The following is a 17293-nucleotide window of genomic DNA, read 5'->3' as shown; positions in this document are numbered from 1 at the left end:
CGCCGCGACCGGGCGGCCCTGTCGCGTCCGCGGGTTGGGGGCGGGCCGGATGCCCGGGTCGGCCCGGTGGGCGGCCCCGCGGAAGGCACGGTGTCCGTCATCGGCCGTAGACTCGTCCGGTGACAGTTCCCGGGATCGTGCGCGCCCTCGAGCAGGCGGAGTCGTTCCGGGATGCGGTTGCCGCGGCATCCGTGGATGCCGACTTCTCGCTCGTCGAGGGGCTCGGCGCACCGCTGCTCGCGTCGCTGCTCGAGAAGAGGCGAGCCGGCGGCCGCGTCGGCGCCCTGTTCGTCGTCGCGCCCACCGGCCGCAGGGCGGAATCGCTCGGTCCCGCCCTGGAGGCGCTGCTTCCCGGTGCCGAAGTGCTGCACTTCCCGGCATGGGAGACATTGCCGCACGAGCGACTGAGCCCCAGCCCGGAGACGGTCGGCCGGCGTCTGGATGTCCTGCGACGGATCGCGCGCTGGGACGGGAAGACGCCGCTGGTGGTCACCTCGTCCGTGCGCGGGGCATTGCAGCCCCTCGCCGCCGGTCTGGCCGACGCCGGGGAGGTGCACCTGGCCGTCGGCGAGCGCGGGCACGATCTGACCGAGGTCTCGGCGCGTCTGGTCGAGCTGGCCTATCACCGGGTGGACATGGTCTCGCGGCGCGGCGAGTTCGCGTTGCGCGGCGGCATCCTCGATGTGTTCCCTCCGATCGCCGACCACCCCTACCGGGTCGAGTTCTTCGGCGACGAGGTCGACCAGATCCGGGCGTTCTCGGTCGCCGACCAGCGTTCGCTGCCCGGGGATGTCCCGGCCGTCGAGCTGCCGGCCAGCCGCGAGCTTCTGCTGACCCAGGCTGTGCGCGATCGCGCCCGTCAGCTCCAAGACGGCTTCCCCGGCATCCGCGGAATGCTCGAGAAGATGGCGGAGGGGATTCCGGCCGAGGGCATGGAGTCGCTGATCCCCGCCCTCGTCGATGACATCGTCACGGTGGTGGACTATCTGCCGGAAGGATCGGCCATCGCCCTGGTGGACCCGGAGCGCTCGGTCACCCGGGCGGTCACGCTGCTGGAGACGAACCGTGAGTTCTTGGAAGCCGCCTGGAGCGCGGCCACGGCCGGAGCGGCCAGCCCTGTCGATATCGGGTCGGGGGACTTCGTCAGCCTGCCGGAGCTGCGCGCCGACGCCGGCCGGCACCGCATCGCCTGGTGGACGCTGAGCGCGTTCGACTCCGGTGCCGCGGATGCCTCGGACGAGGGACTTCTGGAATCCTCCGGCGTCGGTGCCGGGGCGGAGATCCGCGTACGGGGGGCCTCGGTGCCCTCATTCCAGGGCAACGTCGACGGCGCCACCGCACACGTCGGCGCGCTCCTGGCCGATGGCTGGCGGGTCGTGGTCACGGCATCCGGCGCCGGGCTGGTCGAGCGCGCGCGTGACGTGCTGGCCGAACGCGGGATCGCGGCCCGCCGCGTCGATGACGTCCTCGAGCCCCCCGAGCCCGGCGTGGCGCACGTGGTGCTGTCCACCTTGGAGCGCGGGTTCGAGTCCGCCGATGCCAAGCTCGCGGTGCTGACCGAGTCCGAGTTCTACGGGCGGACCATCGGCAGCGACCAGCGCCTGGTCAAGAAGCTGGCCTCGCGTCGTCGCAATGTGGTCGATCCGCTCCAGCTGAAGGCCGGTGACTACGTCGTGCACGTGACGCACGGCATCGGCCGATTCGTCGAGCTCACCCAGCGGGAGGTCTCCAGCGGCGGACGCAATCCGGTCAAGAGCGTGCGGGAGTATCTGGTGCTCGAGTACGCGCCGGCCAAGCGAGGCTACCCCGGCGACAAGCTGTTCGTGCCGACCGATCAGCTCGATCTGCTCTCCAAATACGTCGGCGGCGAGGCGCCCACCCTGTCGAAGATGGGCGGCAGCGACTGGTCCCAGGCGAAGGGCAAAGCACGCAGGGCGGTCCGTGACATCGCCGTCGAACTCGTCAAGCTCTACTCCGCGCGCATGGCCGCGAAGGGCTACGCATTCGGTCCGGACACGCCCTGGCAGCGCGAGCTCGAGGAGGCGTTCCCGTTCGCCGAGACACCCGATCAGCTGCAGACCATCGACGAGATCAAAGCGGACATGGAAAAGCCCATCCCGATGGACCGGCTGCTGTCCGGCGACGTCGGATTCGGCAAGACGGAGGTGGCGGTCCGCGCCGCCTTCAAGGCGATCCAGGACGGCAAGCAGGTCGCGATGCTGGTGCCCACGACGCTGCTGGTCAAGCAGCACATCGAGACCTTCACCGAGCGCTTCGCCGGGTTCCCGGTGCAGGTGCGCGCACTGTCCCGATTCCAGACCGACAAGGAAGCCCGTGCCACCCTCACCGGCATCACCGACGGCACGGTGGACATGGTCATCGGAACGCACCGGATCCTCACCGAGGGTGTGATCTTCAAAGACCTCGGGCTGCTGATCATCGACGAGGAGCAGCGGTTCGGCGTCGAGCACAAGGACAAGCTGAAGAAGCTCAAGACCAACGTCGACATCCTCGCGATGAGCGCCACCCCCATCCCGCGCACGCTCGAGATGGCGGTGACCGGCATCCGCGAGATGTCGACCCTGCAGACCCCGCCCGAGGACCGGCATCCGATCCTGACGTACGTCGGGGCGCGCAACGACAAGCAGATCGCCGCCGCCATCCGCCGCGAGCTGCTCCGCGAGGGACAGATCTTCTACGTGCACAACCGGGTCTCCTCGATCCAGCGGGTCGCCGCCCACCTGGCCGAGCTCGTCCCCGAAGCTCGCATCGCGGTGGCGCACGGTCAGATGGGGGAGCACGCCCTCGAGCAGGTCGTGGACGATTTCTGGGAGAGACGCGCCGACGTCCTGGTGTCCACCACGATCATCGAGACCGGGCTGGACATCGCCAACGCCAACACGATCATCATCGACAGGGCCGACAAGTACGGTCTGTCCCAGCTGCACCAGCTGCGCGGACGGGTCGGCCGTGCCCGCGAGCGCGCCTACGCCTACTTCCTGTACGACGAGAACAAGCCGCTGTCCGAGACGGCGGCCGACCGGCTGGAGACCATCGCCGTCAACAACGACCTCGGCAGCGGGATGCAGGTCGCCCTGAAGGATCTCGAGCTGCGTGGCGCGGGCAACCTGCTCGGCGCCGAGCAGGCCGGGCACATCGCCGGCGTCGGCTTCGACCTGTACCTGCGGATGATCGGCGAGGCCGTGGCCACGTTCCGCGGCGAGGACACCGAGGGGCCAACCGAACTGCGCCTGGAGCTGCCCGTGCAGGCCCGTATCCCGGAGTCGTACATCGACAGCGAGCGACTGCGACTGGAGGCGTACCAGAAGCTGTCGGCCGCGGCATCCGCCACCGCCAAGGAAGATGCCCTCGACGAGGTCGTCGACGAGCTGCGCGATCGCTACGGTGAGCTGCCGGCCGAGGCCGAGGGCCTGCTCGCGGTGGCCCGACTGCGACGGCGCGCCGCCCAGTCCGGACTGGCGGACATCGTCGCCATGGGCCCGAACCTGCGGATCGCACCGGCGAACCTTCCCGATTCGATGCGCGTGCGCCTGCAACGGCTGTATCCCAGCTCGAAGGTCATGGCCGGTGGCGAGGCCATCGTCATCCCGATGCCGCGCGCCGGCGGCGAGCGGGTCTCGGATGCGGATCTGATCGCCTGGGTGCGCCAGCTGCTGGACCAGCTGTTCCCGCTGCCCGCGCCCGCGCCGACCGCTGAGAGGAGCGCCGAGGCGATCCCTGGCGCGACGGCGGCCGCGGACGCTCCGGCGGACGCCTGACGCACGCGCGATACGAGGGTCACGCTCGCGTCGGAGCGCCTTGGGCTGCAGCGTGGAACTGCCGCTGGCTGTGACGCTCGGGCAGGCCTTAGAGTCTGCCCATGGGCCTTGGGGCGAGCCGCCGCCGGCTCCGTGAGGCCGGCTGCGCCTTCACGAGCAACTGGCGCAACCACAACCTGCGTCGCGCCCAGCTGAGTTTTCTCGGCGCGTGGACCGCGGAGTGGGCCTTCACCGTCGCGCTCGGCATCGTCGCCTACGACGACGGGGGTGCCCTCGCGCTCGGTCTGGTGGGGCTGCTGCGCATGCTCCCCTCGGCACTGCTCGCGCCGCTGCTGTCCCCATTCGCCGATCGCGGACGCCGGGAGCGGGTGCTCGTCGTGGTCTCGACGTTGCGCGGGGTCGCGACGGGTGTCGCGGCAGTCGTGGTCGCCCTGGCCGGCCCGATCCTTCTGGTCTACACGCTGGCGGTGCTCTCCACGATCGCGGCCACTCTGTTCCGCCCCGCACACTCCGCACTCCTGCCGACCCTGTGCCGCACCGGGCACGAGCTGGCCAGCGCCAACGTGGTTCGCGGGATGCTCGACTCGATCGCGACCCTGGTCGGACCCCTGCTGGCCGCGGTGCTGCTGGCGTTCACGGACGTCTCCGTCGTGTTCGCCGTGGCGGCGGCCGCTTCGTTCTGGGCGGCGCTGCTGCTGCTGCGGGTCCGCTACGACGCGCCGCCGCGCCCGGCGGCACCGCGTCGCCCGGATCTGGGTCGCGAAGCGATCGAGGGCATCCGCGTGGCCGTGCAGAACCGCGATCTGCTGCTGATCCTGGGTCTGGCGGCGGCACAGTCCCTGACGCGGGGGGCGCTGACCGTGTTCTCCGTCGTCGTCGCGATCGAGCTGCTCGGCACCGGAGATCCGGGCGTGGGTGCGCTCATGGCCGCGGTCGGAGCGGGAGCCGTGCTCGGCTCCCTCGGGGCCTCCCTGCTCGTCGGGACGGGGCGGCTGGCCGCCTGGTTCGCAATCGGTGTCGCCCTCTGGGGACTGCCCATCGCTCTCGTGGGTGTCTTTCCGCAGGAGATCGCCGCACTGGGTCTGCTGGCCTTCGTCGGTGTCGGCAACGCCCTGATCGATGTGGCCGGGTTCACGCTGATCGCGCGGCTGGCACCCGACGCGGTGCTGGCCCGAGTGTTCGGCGTGCTGGAGAGCCTCGTCGCCGTGTCCATCGGGCTCGGGGCCATCCTCGCGCCGGCTGTGATCGGGTGGCTCGGGGTAGAAGCCGCCTTGATCGGGATCGGCCTGGTCTGCCCCGTTCTCGCGGTCGCTTCCTGGTGGCGCCTGCGACGGCTGGACCGGTCCGTCGACAACCTCGACGTGGACATCGGGCTGCTGCAGCGGGTGCCGATGCTGGCGCCGCTGCCGCTACCCGCGATCGAGCAGCTGGCGCGTGGACTCGAGACGGTCACGGTGCCCGCCGGCCAGGCGGTCCTCACGCAGGGAGAGGTCGGCGACCGCTACTACGTGATCGAGTCGGGCGAGGCCGAAGTGGTGGGCGACGGGCGGGTCGTGGCGACGCTGGGTCCGGGGGACGGGTTCGGCGAGATCGCGTTGCTGAGGCGCACGCGCCGCACGGCGAGCGTTGTGGCCGCAACCGCGCTCGAGCTGCGCGCACTGGCCGCCGACCGGTTCGTCTCGGTCGTCCTCGGCTATACGCCCAGTGCCCGGGCGGCCGAGGTGGGAGTCCAAGACCGGCTGGACCGTTTCGCTCCGAAGGAGTCGTTCGACGAACCCCCGACCACGTCCTGAATCCTCTGTTGAGATACCCGGGCGTTGATGGGATTGTGAGGCATGACATCCGAGCGCGCGGCGCTGCTGATTGCCGATATCGGCGGGTACACCCAGTACATGGGTTCGCATCGATTGACGCTTGCACACGCCGAGGTCAATACCGCTCGGATGCTGGAACGGATGATCGAGGCAGCGCGCGGCTTCGATCTGGTCGAGATCGAAGGCGACGCCGCGTTCCTCTCGCGCCCGACCGGTGCGCGCGATCCCGACACGACGATCACCGACATCCTTCACGTGGCCGTGGCCATGCATCGAGCCTTCCACCTCGAGCGGCAGTACGTCGCGGCCAACCTGTGCCCCTGCGTGGGCTGCCGCGAGGCGGCCGAACTGAAGCTCAAGTTCGTGGCGCACGTCGGCGAGGTGGCCACCCAGACGATCCGGGGGCGGATCAAACTCGTCGGCATCGACGTGATCCTCGTGCATCGTCTGCTGAAGAACTCGGTCGACATCCCCGAGTACGTTCTGATCTCCGAGGAGCTCTACCGCACGGACGAGGCGTCGTTTCCGGAGCCCGTGCGCGAGATCTCCCCGAACCTCGAAGGGATCGGAACGGTCCGCGCGTACTTCGTCGACGTCGCGGACCTGGACGGAACGCTGCCGCCGCCGCGCGCGGCGTCCTGGCGCGCGCGCCTGGGGAGCACGTTTGCGGCGGTGGGCCAGGGGATGCCGTACATGCTCGGCCTGAAGCAGCCCCGCAAGGTGCGCTGAGATTGAGAGCCGAGCGCGAGCGGGGGTCGCAGGCCGAGGTGCGGCCTGACGCATCCGCTCAGAAGGGCGGTGGGACGCCGTCGGGCGACAGCGCGAAGGCGGATTCCGGTACGAAGCTGACGGTACTCGGTGGCCGGTCGGTGTAGCGACGCAGCGTCGGGCTCGTCCACTCCAGGACGCCGCTACCGACCTGCGTGACCTTCCACTCCGAGGCGTGCTTGAGAGTGTGGTGACGGCGGCACAGGTTCGCCAGGTTCTCATGGCTGGTCACTCCGCCGCGTGCGGCATCGGTCGTGTGATCCAGATCACAGCGCCACACCGGCATCCGGCATCCGGGGAACCGGCAGTGCTCATCGCGCACGGCCAGAAACCGGCGGAGTTCGGCGCTCGGACGGTAGCGGTCGACGGCGAGCGGCATCCCCGTGTGCGGGTGGATCATCACGCGGTCCCAGCCGGGAGCGTCTGCAGCAAGTCGTCGCGCGGTCGCGGAGTCGATGGGCCCCTGACCGGCCAGGAGTGCGGGCTGGTCACTGAGGCCGGCCGCTGTCAGAACGGGGACGATCACCTGAACCCGGCCGCAGATCGCGGCGAGCGCATCCCGGTCGCCGTGGGCGGTCGGCGTCGCGGTCAGGAGGATATCGGCGAGGATGTCGGCCCGCAGCTCGCCTATCGAGCGACAGTCGAGCTGGGGTGGATTCGCGGAAGCGCCCACGGTGCACGGGTCGTCCGCGCAGATATCGGGCGCGGCGAAGCCCGGGTCGCGCACGGTGTGCGCCATCTGGGTGAGCCGGTCGCAGATCGCGTACGCCGGCACCGCCGGGAGATCCGCGATCAGGCGCGCCATGCCGTCCTCAAGACCGATCACGCGCACGTCACGACTCGCCCGCGCCACGCGGTGACGTTCATCGATGGATGCGGGGTCGATGCGTGCCGCCACCACTCGTCCGAGAACACGCAGCCGCCCGGGGCTTTCGTGTGCTGCAGCCTCGAGCATCTGACGTTCGTAACGGGCGCGTTCCGCAGCATCGGCGATACCTGCTCCCGCGTCGCGAATCGCCGCCACGTGTCCAGCGTCGATCAGGCCGGCCCTCCACGCGTCGTGGGTCGCTCGGAAGGAGGTCAGGAGTGTGGTCGCGTCGCCGATGCGAGCCTGAACGGTTCGATCGCTCATCCGCATGGCGGCGCCGAGCTCCGCGCAGATCTCGCGAAGCGGCAGGTCGCTGTCAGTCCGCGGGCGGCTCTGGGCCCGGCGTTCTTCGGTGCGGGAGATCATGAGGTCGACGGCATCTGCCAGGAGTGATGCTTCGTCGGCCTGAAGCGAAGCGATCGCGGCGCGATTCTCGACGACCCGGGTGACGAGGTCGTCGAGTTCTTTCCATGCCCCGGGTCCGTCGCTGCCGACCACGTGCCCCATGCGGATCTCCACATCGGTTCTGCCGATTCTGCGCTGTTGGGCACGTGCGCTTCGTTGCCTCGATTCTAGCACAGAACTACGAAGCTACGCGGTCATTGTGGGGAAATCGGTGTCCTCAGTGTAGAACGAAGAACCTATCAATTGCCGCGGAATCCGCGGGAGTCGCCGTCGCGTCGGCGCTACGCTGACCCTGATCGAGGCTGACCCTGATCGAGGAGGACACGCGTGCAGTTCGAGCATCTCGGGGCCAAGCCCCGCATCCATCCCGACGCGGTGATCGCGCCGACCGCCGTCATCAGCGGCGACGTCCAGATCGGCGCGGACTGCCAGGTGCTGCACGGCGCCGTCATCACAGCCGAGGGAGGCCCGATCACGCTGGCTGCGAACGTCATCGTGATGGAGAACGCCCTGATCCGGGCGAGCGCCACCAACGCGGTCCACATCGGCGCGCACACGCTGGTCGGCCCGATGGCGAGCATCTCGGGCGCGACGATCGGCGAGGAGGTGTTCCTGGCCACCGGCACCCGCGTCTTCAACGGCGCGCGCATCGGCGAGCGCAGCGAGGTGCGCATCAACGCCGTCGTGCATCTGCGCTCCGTGCTGCCGCCGCACAGCGTGGTTCCGATCGGGTGGGTCGCGGTGGGAGATCCGGCGCTGATCCTGCCCCCCGAACGGCACGAGGAGATCTGGGCGGCGCAGAAGGAGCTGGACTTCCCCGGCTACGTGTTCGGCCTCGACCGCGAGACCCCCGACCTGATGATCCAGCTCACCGAGCGCTACGGACGCAGCCTCGCCCGCCACGAGCGCGACATCCGGCTGGACTGACGAGCCGACGCTGCGGCGGTGTCGGATGCCGAGGGCTCAGCGCCAGCGCGATCCACAGGCTGCGCAGCTGAACTCGACATCGACGTCGCTGCTTTCCCGACGCACTTCGTCGCCGCGTTCGAGTTCCAGCACGAACCAGTCATGCTCCCGTTCACGCACCCGGGTCGATTCGCACACCGGGCACGTCTCGGTGAGCTGCGTGGCCACGCCGGTGTCGTCCCATGTCCTGGTCATGGCGCCCAAAGTACCCGCGCCGAGGGAACAGCCCGGCAGCGACGCGCCCGTCTGCCGGTGTTCTGCAGACCGGCGGAAGGATCGCGTCCGCCGCTGGGTAGCATGATGACGATGCGTCGAGTGCTCGACGCCCGCACCTGGATCGGCGCGGCGGCGGACGAGCTCGCCTCGGACCGGACGGAGAACCATGGCACTGCTGCGGTCCGTGCGCTTTCCCGCGATCCTGTTGCTGCTGGCCGCGATCGCCGGCCTCATCGTCGCCAACTCCCCGATCGGCGCTGCGGTCATCCAGTTCTCGCTGACGCACGTCGGAATCCCCGGAACAGTCGCGGACCTCTCGCTCGCGCACTGGGTGTCGGATGGGCTGCTCGCGATCTTCTTCTTCGCCGTGTCCGTCGAGCTGCAGTACGAGCTGACACGGGGCGAGCTGCGCAGTTTCCGGCGCGCGATACAGCCGGCGATCGCCGCGGCCGGCGGAGTGCTCATTCCGATCGGCATCTATCTGGCGATCGCGGCCGGCAGCGGTGTCGAGGAGGGCTGGCCGATCCCGACGGCCACGGACATCGCCTTCGCCCTCGGCGTGCTGGCTGTCTTCGGACGCGGCCTGCCCTCGACGGTACGGGTGTTCCTGCTCGCGCTTGCAATCCTCGACGACATCGTGGGGATCGTGTTCATAGCGGTGCTGTTCGCGACGGATGTGAATTTCGGCATGCTCGCCTTGGCGCTTCTCGCGGTCGTCGCCTTCGCGATCCTGAGTCGTGTGCTCGACACCCGAGCGCGAGCGCTGGTCGTCGTGCTGCTCGTCCTCCTGGCCGCCGCCACCTGGGTGCTGGTGCTCGCCTCGGGGGTGCACGCCACGATCGCCGGAGTGCTCCTGGGGCTGGCGATGGCGCAGACGCCTGCCCTGCGGGTGCGCCACGCGATCGAGCCGTGGGTGAATGCGCTCGTGCTCCCGATCTTCGCGTTCGCGGCCGCGCTGGTGCCGATCCCGCAGGTGGCGGCCTCCCAGCTGTCCCCGGCGTTCTGGGCGATCCTGGTCGCACTGCCGCTGGGAAAGATCATCGGCATCGTCGGGGCGGGGTGGGCGGCGCAGCGGATCGGGGCGGGCGACCGCGACCAGAAGCTGCCGCTCGGCGACCTGGTCGCTGCGGGAGCGCTGGGCGGCATCGGCTTCACCGTGTCGCTGCTTCTGGCGAACCTGGCCTTCGCCGACTCGCCGCTGGTGCGCGACGAGGCGATCCTGGGCGTCCTGGCCGGGTCGATGGTCGCCCTCGTGCTCTCCGGAGTGCTCGTCTCATGGCGCGCCCGCCACTACCGGCGCCTCGCCGCCGCGACCCCGACGGAGGCTCCCGCGTGACCGATGCTTTCCCCCAGCCCACCATCCCTGAGCCCGGCCGTGGCGACCGCGCGCCGGATCCGCGCCGCGGCGGCGATCCGCTCCGCAATGCGGCGGAGACGATGCACGCGGTGCGCGACCGGTGCGTCTGGACGCAGCAGGTCGATCACCGTGCGCTCGTGCCCTACCTGGTGGAGGAGAGCGCCGAGCTGATCGATGCCGTCGAGAACGGTTCGCGCGCCGAGCTGCGCGAGGAACTGGGCGACCTGCTCTGGCAAGTTCTGTTCCACGCCGAGATCGCCGCACGTCATCCGGAGGATCCGTTCGACATCGACGACGTCGCGCGCAGCCTGACCGAGAAGATGGTGCACCGGCATCCGCATGTGTTCGCCGGCGAGGTGGCGGAGACGCCGGAGCAGGTCCTCGTGCTGTGGAACGCCGCCAAAGCGGCGGAGAAGCACGAGCGCACGAGCGTGCTGGACGGCGTCTCACAGCGGATGCCGTCGCTGGCGCTCGCCCAGAAGCTGATCGGCAAGGCGTCCGCGGTGGGGGTCGGTGTGGGCCTGACGGCAGCGGATGCCGTCGCCGCCGGTCCGCGCTCGGAGGCCGAGCTGGGTGAGGCACTGCTGGGGCTGGTCGCCGTGGCGCGCGCGAACGGGTGGGACGCTGAACGCGCGCTGCGCGAGCGTCTGCGGACGCTGCAGTCCGCGGTGCGGGACGCCGAGGCGGACCTGGGACAATAGGGGCGTGGCATCGGTCAACCCTCCTCGCGGCATGCGAGACTTCCTTCCCGCCGAGAAAGCGCGCCGCGAGCGCGTTCTCTCCGTCATCCGGGAGCGCTATCGCGCGCACGGCTTCGACGAGATCGAGACCCCGGTGATGGAGGAGTACTCCCGTCTGCACGCCGGAATCGGCGGCGATAACGAGAAGCTCGCCTACAACGTGCTCAAGCGCGGGCTGGACGCGGACGCGATCCGCGCCGCGGCCGATGACCCGGCAGCGCTGGCCGACCTCGGCCTCCGCTACGACCTGACGGTGCCGCTGGCCAGGTTCTACGCCAGCCACCGCGCCGAGCTGCCCGCCGTGTTCCGCGCCGTTCAGATCGCGCCGGTGTGGCGGGCCGAACGGCCGCAGAAGGGCCGGTATCGCCAGTTCGTCCAGTGCGACATCGACATCCTGGGCGATGCGTCACCCCGTGCCGAGGCGGAATTGATCGTCGCGACGCTCGACGCGGTCGACGCCCTGGGTCTGGACGGCGCCACCGTGCGGATCAACGACCGCCGGATGCTGGATTGGATGCTCGACGGCTTCGGGTTCACCGCCGAGGAGCGGCCGGGCGTGCTCATCACGATCGACAAGCTGGACAAGATCGGGCCGGGTGGGGTGATCGGGGAGCTCCGGGAGCGCGGCGCGACGCCCGATGCGGTGGAGGAGTTCTCCGGATTCCTGCACCGGCCCCCGCTGGTGGAGTACGACCCTTACGGAGAGCGGCCGATCCGCAGCGTCCTGCCCGACGGTGCACCCGAGGCGATCGTGTCGGATCTGGTGGCCATCGGCGACGCGGTGTCGGCCGCCCGCGCGCCAGGCGACGCGCGCATCCCGCTCGTGTTCGACCCTTTCCTCGTGCGCGGGATGGGGTACTACACCGGCACGATCTTCGAGCTCGCCCACCCCTCGGTGGACTACTCGCTGGGCGGCGGGGGACGCTACGACGGCATGATCGGCCGGTTCCTCGGTCAGGACGTCCCGGCGGTCGGCTTCTCGATCGGCTTCGAGCGGATCGTGGACCTCCTCCAGACCGCCGATGATGCCGCCGGAGTATCCGTCGTGCTCGTCCACGACCGTGACGTGCCCCCGCGGGAGCTGCTCGCCCACAAGGCCGCGCTCGTCGCCGGGGGAGCGCGGGTGCGTCTGGAGCACCGGACCAAGAACCTCAAGGCACTCCTGGAGCGCGCGGCATCCGACGGCTACTCCGCCTTCGCGACGGTGCCTGCCGGGGCAGAGGTGGGCACGCTGGAGATCAAACCCCTGACGTGACTCTCACCCCTGACCTTTCACCGCGGCCGCGCGTCACCTAGTTGGGCTGCGACCGCCGTATGCCCGCTGGGCGGGGCGTCGGGCTTGGTCGGGACAGGTTGGTAAGCGAACCCGAATGACCCGCGAGGACGCCCCGGGGCGTCCTCGCCCCAGATGGTGAAAGACGTGAGGGATGCCGTAGTGAGCGTGGGTGCGGGCTCGCTCGGGCTCGCGTATGCCATCCCGCACGGGACCCCTCCCGCGGCAGTTGTCAATCGAAGGTTGACAGCAGGGGATTGTCAAGCGTACCTTGACAACCATGACGGATAACGGAAACCAAAAGTCGGCTGTCTTCGGCCGCATCGTCGTCTGGGCGATCGCGGCGATCATCGCGGGCGCCGCCCTCCTCCTCGTGGCCATAGTGCTCGAGTGGAGCGGATTCTGGGGAGGGCTCGTGCAGGGCGGCGGCATCGGACTGATGGCCGTCGGCGCATACTTCTGGGGCTTCGGCAACGGCATCCGTCGTGCCGGTCCTCGCGCGTCCTGGCTGCCCAGCCAGGACGCCCACCGATGAGCGAACTCGCGGATGCCGTGGGCCGGGCGATTCTCACCGCCGCGCAGGTCGATGACGAGGGCACGCTGCGCGTAGCGGACCACCTGGCGCTCATCGCGGCGAGCGCTCGCGCCGAGGAGGAGGCGCGGACGCTGCTGCAGCGCTCGGTCAGCGCCGCGCGCGCCGGAGGGGCGAGCTGGGCGCTGATCGGTGCAGAGCTCGGCATGACGCGGCAGGCCGCGCAACAGCGCTTCGGAGCGCAGAGCGAATCGGCGGTCACCGGCGAGACGGAGCGCTGGCTCGGTCCGATCACCGCGTTCGACGAGATGGCTGAGCTCGAGATCGCCGGCCGGACCGGATGGCACACCGTCGAGGCGGGCATGCTGTCGCACCGCATGGTCTTCACCGGGACGCAGTGGGAGCATCGCCGGATCCTGTGGCGCACGTCTCTGGCGGCGGATGAGGCTGCGGGCTGGCAGGTCGGATGCCGGGCATTCCCGTGGATCTACCTCGTCCGCGACACGGGGCTTCCGGTCGAGGGCTGACGCAGCGTGGCGCGACCCGTCATGCAGCCCGGGTGACGCGCTTCTTCTCGCGCACGTAGACCTGGCGCCGTACGCGCGCGACGACATCGCCCGAGGCATCCGTGATCTCGGTCTCGAACCACTCCAGCACCTTGGCGCCGCCCCGCGCGCGCTCGCGCAGCTCGGCGGTCTTGCCCGGTGGCACTCCGAAGTGCGCCGTCAGCACCCCGCGCCCGGGCTTCACGAACTCGATCTCACCGCGGCTGTCCCAGACGACGTACTCGCGCCCCAGCTGGTGCATCACGAGCATGAAGAAGTACGGGTCGCTCATCGCCGACATCGAGCCGCCGAAGGCCGTCTTGACGTAGTTGCGGGTCAGGACGTTCACGTGAAGCTCTACGGTGGCGCTCGTCCAGTCGTCGGCGAAGCGCTTGACGCGGATGCCCGAGAACAGGTTCGGCGCCCACAGGCTCATGACCCAGGCAAGGCGGCGGGGAGTGACTCGCATACGTGGCAGTGTGTCGGAATTCCGCGCTCCGCCAGCCATCGGCTGTGCGTTCTCTACAACTGTTCTAGTTGTTATAGAATCAGAGCATGCTGCTGAGAGTCGATCCGACAAGCGAGGAACCCCTGTTCGCGCAGGTCGCCGCGTCTGTCCGAGCGGATGCCGCGGCGGGGCGGCTGCTCCCCGGTGACCGCCTGCCCTCTGCTCGGGATGTCGCGGACGCGCTGGGTGTCAACCTCCACACCGTCCTGCACGCATACCAGGATCTGCGCGACGAAGGACTCGTCGATATGCGACGCGGCAGAGGAGCGGTCGTGACCGCCGCCGCCGCCCCGCTCGCGCAGCTCCACGACGACATCGCCGCCCTCGTCGACCGCGCCCGTGCGCTCGGCCTCTCGACCGACACTCTTGCCTCCCTCGTGAAGGAGATCGCCCGTGACCGCTGACGCTGTCCCTGCCCTTGCCATCCGCCGCTTCGTGATCGTCGCGCTCATCGTTCCGGTGGCGATCGCCCTGGTCGGCGTGGTGATTCAGCTGGCGTTGCTTCCGGTGATGCCCACGACGATCGCGATGCACTGGAACGGCGCAGGCGAGGCCGACGGCTTCGCCCCGGTCTGGACGCAGCCCTTGGTGACGATCGGATTCGGCATCGGCGTCTCCGCGCTGATCGGCCTGACGACCCTGCCCGGCCTGCGCAGTGGGGGCCGAGGCGCCACCTACCGGCTGATGGGCGCGGTTGCCGCAGGGACATCGGCCTTGGTGGTCACCGCCGCCACCTGGACCTTCGCCATGCAGGCGGGGCCTGCGGGCGGCGCGGAACCGCCCACCATGGGCTGGAGCATGATCGGGTCCGTCGCCGCAGGAGTCCTCGTGGGTGTGGTCGCGTGGTTCGCACAGCCCGCCCAGAGTGACACGCGCGCGGCGGATGAGCCCGCGGCGGCGTTGCCGCTCGAGCAAGATGAGCGCGCGGTGTGGCTGCGGACGACGAGCGTGGCGCCCGGTGTGGTGATCGCCCTCGCCATAGCCGTGGGGGCGGTCGGCGTGAGCGCGCTCGTGGCCTGGATCACCGGTGCGTCAGCGGCCACCTGCTGGACGCTGACGATGGTCACGGTGCTGGTGTTCGCGCTCACGGCTGCGAATGTCGCGTTCCGCGTGCGGGTCGACGCGACCGGACTTCGCGTGGACTCGGTGCTCGGCCTCCCAAGGCTGCGCGTGCCGATCCACGAGGTGGCGTCCGTCTCGTGCGTGTTCGTCGATCCGATGGGGGAGTTCGGCGGCTGGGGGCTGCGGCTGAGTCCCGATCGCCGTTTCGGCGTCGTGCAGCGGCGAGGGGCCGCCATCGAGGTCACGCGCCGCAACGGCAAGCGGTTCGTCGTCACGGTCGACGACGCCGAGACAGGAGCGCGATTGCTGCAGGCGCTGGTCGGACGCGTCCATAGCTGACCCGCGCGGACGCCCTTGACGTGCCCACGGCGGCCAGCGAAAGTGGAGCGGTGTCTGAACCCACTCCCGCCGTCTGGCGGCGCCTGGATGCCTACCTGACCGAGACACTCGTCGGGCGCGACCCAGACCTGGAGGCGGCGATCGCCGAGCAGGAGGCGGCGGGGCTGCCGCCCATCGAGGTGGCGCCGGTCAACGGCAAACTCCTCCACCTGCTCGCGCGCATCGCCGGGGCACGGCGGGTGCTCGAGATCGGCACCCTGGGCGCGTATTCGACGATCTGGCTGGCGCGCGGCATCCCCGATGACGGCCGGGTGGTCACGATCGAGGCCGAGCCCCGGAACGCGGCGATCGCGCGGGCGAATCTGGACCGTGCCGGCGTCGGTCACAAGGTGGACATCCGGATCGGCCGCGGCGAACACGTGCTCCCGATGCTGGACGGCGAGGAGCCGTTCGATCTGGTCTTCATCGACGCCGACAAGGAGTCCAACACGATCTACCTGGACTGGGCGGCACGCCTCGGACACCCCGGCACCGTGGTGGTGGTGGACAACATCGGCCGGGCCGGCGAGGTCGCCGATCCGGCGACCACCAGTTCGCAGGTCATCGGCACCCAGCGCGGGCTGGAGATGCTCGGCCGTGACCCGCGCTTCGATGCGACGGCCATTCAGACGCTGGACCTGAAGGGCTGGGACGGGGTCGCGATCGCTCTCGTGGTCTGAGCCGGAGCGCCGGTGACGACGCGGCCTGTGGCCGCGGCATCCCCGTCACTAGACTCGACTGCGGACCGACGACGCTCCGCCCCGCCCCCTCACGAACCGACAGGGAGTCCTCCGTGGCACTTATCGAGGCAGTCAACGCGCGCGAGATCTTGGATTCGCGCGGAAACCCGACCGTCGAAGTGGAGGTCCTTCTCGATGACGGCATCGTCCAGCGAGCGGCCGTCCCCTCCGGCGCGTCGACCGGCGCATTCGAGGCGTACGAGCTGCGCGACGGAGACAAGACCCGCTACGGCGGCAAAGGCGTGCTGAAGGCGGTCGACGCGGTCATCGATGAGCTCGGCCCGGCCCTGGAAGGTGTGGAGGCCAGCGAGCAGCGCATCGTCGATGAGATCCTCATCGAGGTCGATGGCACCGAGAACAAGAAGCGCGTCGGAGCCAACGCCATCCTCGGCGTGAGCCTCGCGGTGGCCAAGGCGGCTGCAGACTCGGCCGATCTGCCGCTGTTCCGCTACCTCGGCGGACCGAACGCCCACATTCTGCCCGTCCCGCTGTTCAACGTCATCAACGGCGGATCGCACGCCGACAACGGCATCGACATGCAGGAGTTCTTCCTGGCGCCGATCGGCGCCTCGACGTTCGCCGAAGCGCTGCGCTGGGGCACCGAGACCTACCACGTCCTCAAGGGCGAGCTCCTGGCCGCCGGGTACGCCACCGGCCTGGGCGACGAGGGCGGCTTCGCCCCCGACCTGCCCAGCAACCGCGAAGGTCTGGATTTCCTGATCGCCGCCATCGAGAAGGCCGGCTTCACACCCGGCACGGACATCGCCCTCGGCATGGACGTCGCGGCCACCGAGTTCTTCCGGGACGGCGCGTACGCGTTCGAGGGGAAGAACTGGACGGCCGAGCAGCTCACCGAGTACTACATCGAGCTCGCTGACGCCTATCCGATCATCACCATCGAGGACGCGCTCGCCGAAGACGACTGGGACGCCTGGAAGCACCTGACCGACAAGCTGGGCTCGAAGATCCAGCTCGTCGGCGACGACCTGTTCGTCACCAACCCGACCCGCCTGGCGGACGGGATCAAGCGCGGCGTGGCCAACTCGCTGCTGGTGAAGGTCAACCAGATCGGAACCCTCTCGGAGACCCTGGACGCCGTCGACCTGGCGCACCGCTCGGGGTACACCACGATGTTCTCGCACCGTTCCGGCGAGACCGAGGACACCACCATCGCCGATCTCGCCGTCGCCGTGAACTCCGGCCAGATCAAGAGCGGCGCGCCCGCCCGCAGCGAGCGCGTCGCGAAATACAATCAGCTTCTGCGCATCGAAGAGGAACTGGGCGATGCGGCGGAGTTCGCCGGCCGCTCCGCGTTCCCCCGGTACCAGGGATAGCGCACCGC

At 69.8% G+C, this 17293-nt stretch carries 16 protein-coding genes; 13 read left to right on the top strand and 3 right to left on the bottom strand.

Annotated features, from left to right (window positions below):
* Positions 1-119: 119 nt before the first annotated feature.
* The 3 genes from mfd to NQ152_RS02230 all read left to right on the top strand — a co-directional run bounded on the left by mfd (position 120) and on the right by NQ152_RS02230 (position 6322).
* A complete protein-coding gene (gene mfd, locus NQ152_RS02240; RefSeq protein ID WP_257522860.1) occupies positions 120-3779 on the top strand; it encodes a transcription-repair coupling factor in 3660 nt (1219 codons plus the stop codon).
* Between the two features lie 101 nt (positions 3780-3880).
* Positions 3881-5572 (top strand): MFS transporter, encoded by a 1692-nt coding sequence (locus NQ152_RS02235; RefSeq protein ID WP_257522859.1) that lies wholly within the window; start codon positions 3881-3883, stop codon positions 5570-5572.
* Between the two features lie 42 nt (positions 5573-5614).
* Positions 5615-6322: a DUF2652 domain-containing protein gene (locus tag NQ152_RS02230; RefSeq protein WP_257502339.1), complete on the top strand. Its 708-nt coding sequence runs from the start codon at positions 5615-5617 to the stop codon at positions 6320-6322.
* Between the two features lie 58 nt (positions 6323-6380).
* On the opposite strand, the gene NQ152_RS02225 is transcribed toward NQ152_RS02230, so the two are convergent.
* Positions 6381-7736 (bottom strand): HNH endonuclease signature motif containing protein, encoded by a 1356-nt coding sequence (locus NQ152_RS02225; RefSeq protein WP_257522858.1) that lies wholly within the window; start codon positions 7734-7736, stop codon positions 6381-6383.
* 225 nt (positions 7737-7961) lie between these two features.
* On the opposite strand from NQ152_RS02225, the gene NQ152_RS02220 reads away from it, so the two are divergent.
* On the top strand, positions 7962-8561 hold the full coding sequence (locus NQ152_RS02220) for a gamma carbonic anhydrase family protein (protein WP_257502341.1): 600 nt from the start codon (positions 7962-7964) through the stop codon (positions 8559-8561).
* Positions 8562-8597: 36 nt separating this feature from the next.
* On the opposite strand, the gene NQ152_RS02215 is transcribed toward NQ152_RS02220, so the two are convergent.
* Positions 8598-8795, bottom strand: a complete 198-nt coding sequence (locus NQ152_RS02215; protein ID WP_257522857.1) for a hypothetical protein — start codon at positions 8793-8795, stop codon at positions 8598-8600.
* 187 nt (positions 8796-8982) lie between these two features.
* Between NQ152_RS02215 and NQ152_RS02210 the strand changes: the two genes are divergently transcribed.
* From NQ152_RS02210 to NQ152_RS02190, 5 genes are all read left to right on the top strand, one after another.
* Positions 8983-10152, top strand: a complete 1170-nt coding sequence (locus NQ152_RS02210; RefSeq protein WP_257502343.1) for a Na+/H+ antiporter NhaA — start codon at positions 8983-8985, stop codon at positions 10150-10152.
* A gap of 101 nt (positions 10153-10253) precedes the next feature.
* The gene (locus tag NQ152_RS02205) at positions 10254-10874 is read left to right on the top strand and encodes a MazG family protein (protein ID WP_257502625.1); all 621 of its coding nucleotides are present in this window, start codon (positions 10254-10256) and stop codon (positions 10872-10874) included.
* 31 nt (positions 10875-10905) lie between these two features.
* Positions 10906-12168 (top strand): histidine--tRNA ligase, encoded by a 1263-nt coding sequence (hisS, locus tag NQ152_RS02200; protein WP_257523063.1) that lies wholly within the window; start codon positions 10906-10908, stop codon positions 12166-12168.
* A 298-nt stretch (positions 12169-12466) separates the two neighbouring features.
* The gene (locus NQ152_RS02195) at positions 12467-12721 is read left to right on the top strand and encodes a hypothetical protein (RefSeq protein ID WP_257522856.1); all 255 of its coding nucleotides are present in this window, start codon (positions 12467-12469) and stop codon (positions 12719-12721) included.
* The gene (locus tag NQ152_RS02190) at positions 12718-13245 is read left to right on the top strand and encodes a hypothetical protein (RefSeq protein ID WP_257502345.1); all 528 of its coding nucleotides are present in this window, start codon (positions 12718-12720) and stop codon (positions 13243-13245) included. Before NQ152_RS02195 ends, NQ152_RS02190 begins: the two co-directional genes overlap by 4 nt.
* A 19-nt stretch (positions 13246-13264) precedes the next feature.
* Here the strand turns inward: NQ152_RS02190 and NQ152_RS02185 are convergent, their stop codons facing one another.
* Positions 13265-13732, bottom strand: a complete 468-nt coding sequence (locus NQ152_RS02185; protein ID WP_257522855.1) for a DUF4442 domain-containing protein — start codon at positions 13730-13732, stop codon at positions 13265-13267.
* An 86-nt stretch (positions 13733-13818) separates the two neighbouring features.
* Between NQ152_RS02185 and NQ152_RS02180 the strand changes: the two genes are divergently transcribed.
* The 4 genes from NQ152_RS02180 (at position 13819) to eno (ending at position 17285) form a co-directional block, all read left to right on the top strand.
* A complete protein-coding gene (locus NQ152_RS02180; protein WP_257522854.1) occupies positions 13819-14175 on the top strand; it encodes a GntR family transcriptional regulator in 357 nt (118 codons plus the stop codon).
* Positions 14165-15172, top strand: coding sequence for a DUF1648 domain-containing protein (locus NQ152_RS02175; protein ID WP_257522853.1), 1008 nt, complete (start codon positions 14165-14167; stop codon positions 15170-15172). The genes NQ152_RS02180 and NQ152_RS02175 overlap by 11 nt, the downstream gene beginning before the upstream one ends.
* Positions 15173-15222: 50 nt before the next feature.
* Positions 15223-15891, top strand: a complete 669-nt coding sequence (locus tag NQ152_RS02170) for an O-methyltransferase (RefSeq protein ID WP_257502349.1) — start codon at positions 15223-15225, stop codon at positions 15889-15891.
* Between the two features lie 113 nt (positions 15892-16004).
* Positions 16005-17285, top strand: coding sequence for a phosphopyruvate hydratase (gene eno / locus NQ152_RS02165; protein ID WP_257502350.1), 1281 nt, complete (start codon positions 16005-16007; stop codon positions 17283-17285).
* Positions 17286-17293 lie beyond the last annotated feature (8 nt).

Source organism: Microbacterium sp. zg.B48 (assembly GCF_024623505.1).
Lineage (GTDB): Bacteria > Actinomycetota > Actinomycetes > Actinomycetales > Microbacteriaceae > Microbacterium.
Note: the sequence above shows the minus strand (reverse complement) of the source record. Positions and strands in the feature narration are given on the sequence as shown.

Coding starts and splice junctions, on each gene's coding strand:
- NQ152_RS02185 (WP_257522855.1), bottom strand. CDS start 13,732: ATGCGAGTCACTCCCCGCCGCCTTGCCTGGGTCATGAGCCTGTGGGCG.
- NQ152_RS02195 (WP_257522856.1), top strand. CDS start 12,467: ATGACGGATAACGGAAACCAAAAGTCGGCTGTCTTCGGCCGCATCGTC.
- NQ152_RS02215 (WP_257522857.1), bottom strand. CDS start 8,795: ATGACCAGGACATGGGACGACACCGGCGTGGCCACGCAGCTCACCGAG.
- NQ152_RS02230 (WP_257502339.1), top strand. CDS start 5,615: ATGACATCCGAGCGCGCGGCGCTGCTGATTGCCGATATCGGCGGGTAC.
- NQ152_RS02190 (WP_257502345.1), top strand. CDS start 12,718: ATGAGCGAACTCGCGGATGCCGTGGGCCGGGCGATTCTCACCGCCGCG.
- NQ152_RS02235 (WP_257522859.1), top strand. CDS start 3,881: ATGGGCCTTGGGGCGAGCCGCCGCCGGCTCCGTGAGGCCGGCTGCGCC.
- NQ152_RS02210 (WP_257502343.1), top strand. CDS start 8,983: ATGGCACTGCTGCGGTCCGTGCGCTTTCCCGCGATCCTGTTGCTGCTG.
- NQ152_RS02180 (WP_257522854.1), top strand. CDS start 13,819: ATGCTGCTGAGAGTCGATCCGACAAGCGAGGAACCCCTGTTCGCGCAG.
- NQ152_RS02225 (WP_257522858.1), bottom strand. CDS start 7,736: ATGGGGCACGTGGTCGGCAGCGACGGACCCGGGGCATGGAAAGAACTC.
- hisS (WP_257523063.1), top strand. CDS start 10,906: ATGCGAGACTTCCTTCCCGCCGAGAAAGCGCGCCGCGAGCGCGTTCTC.
- NQ152_RS02205 (WP_257502625.1), top strand. CDS start 10,254: ATGCACGCGGTGCGCGACCGGTGCGTCTGGACGCAGCAGGTCGATCAC.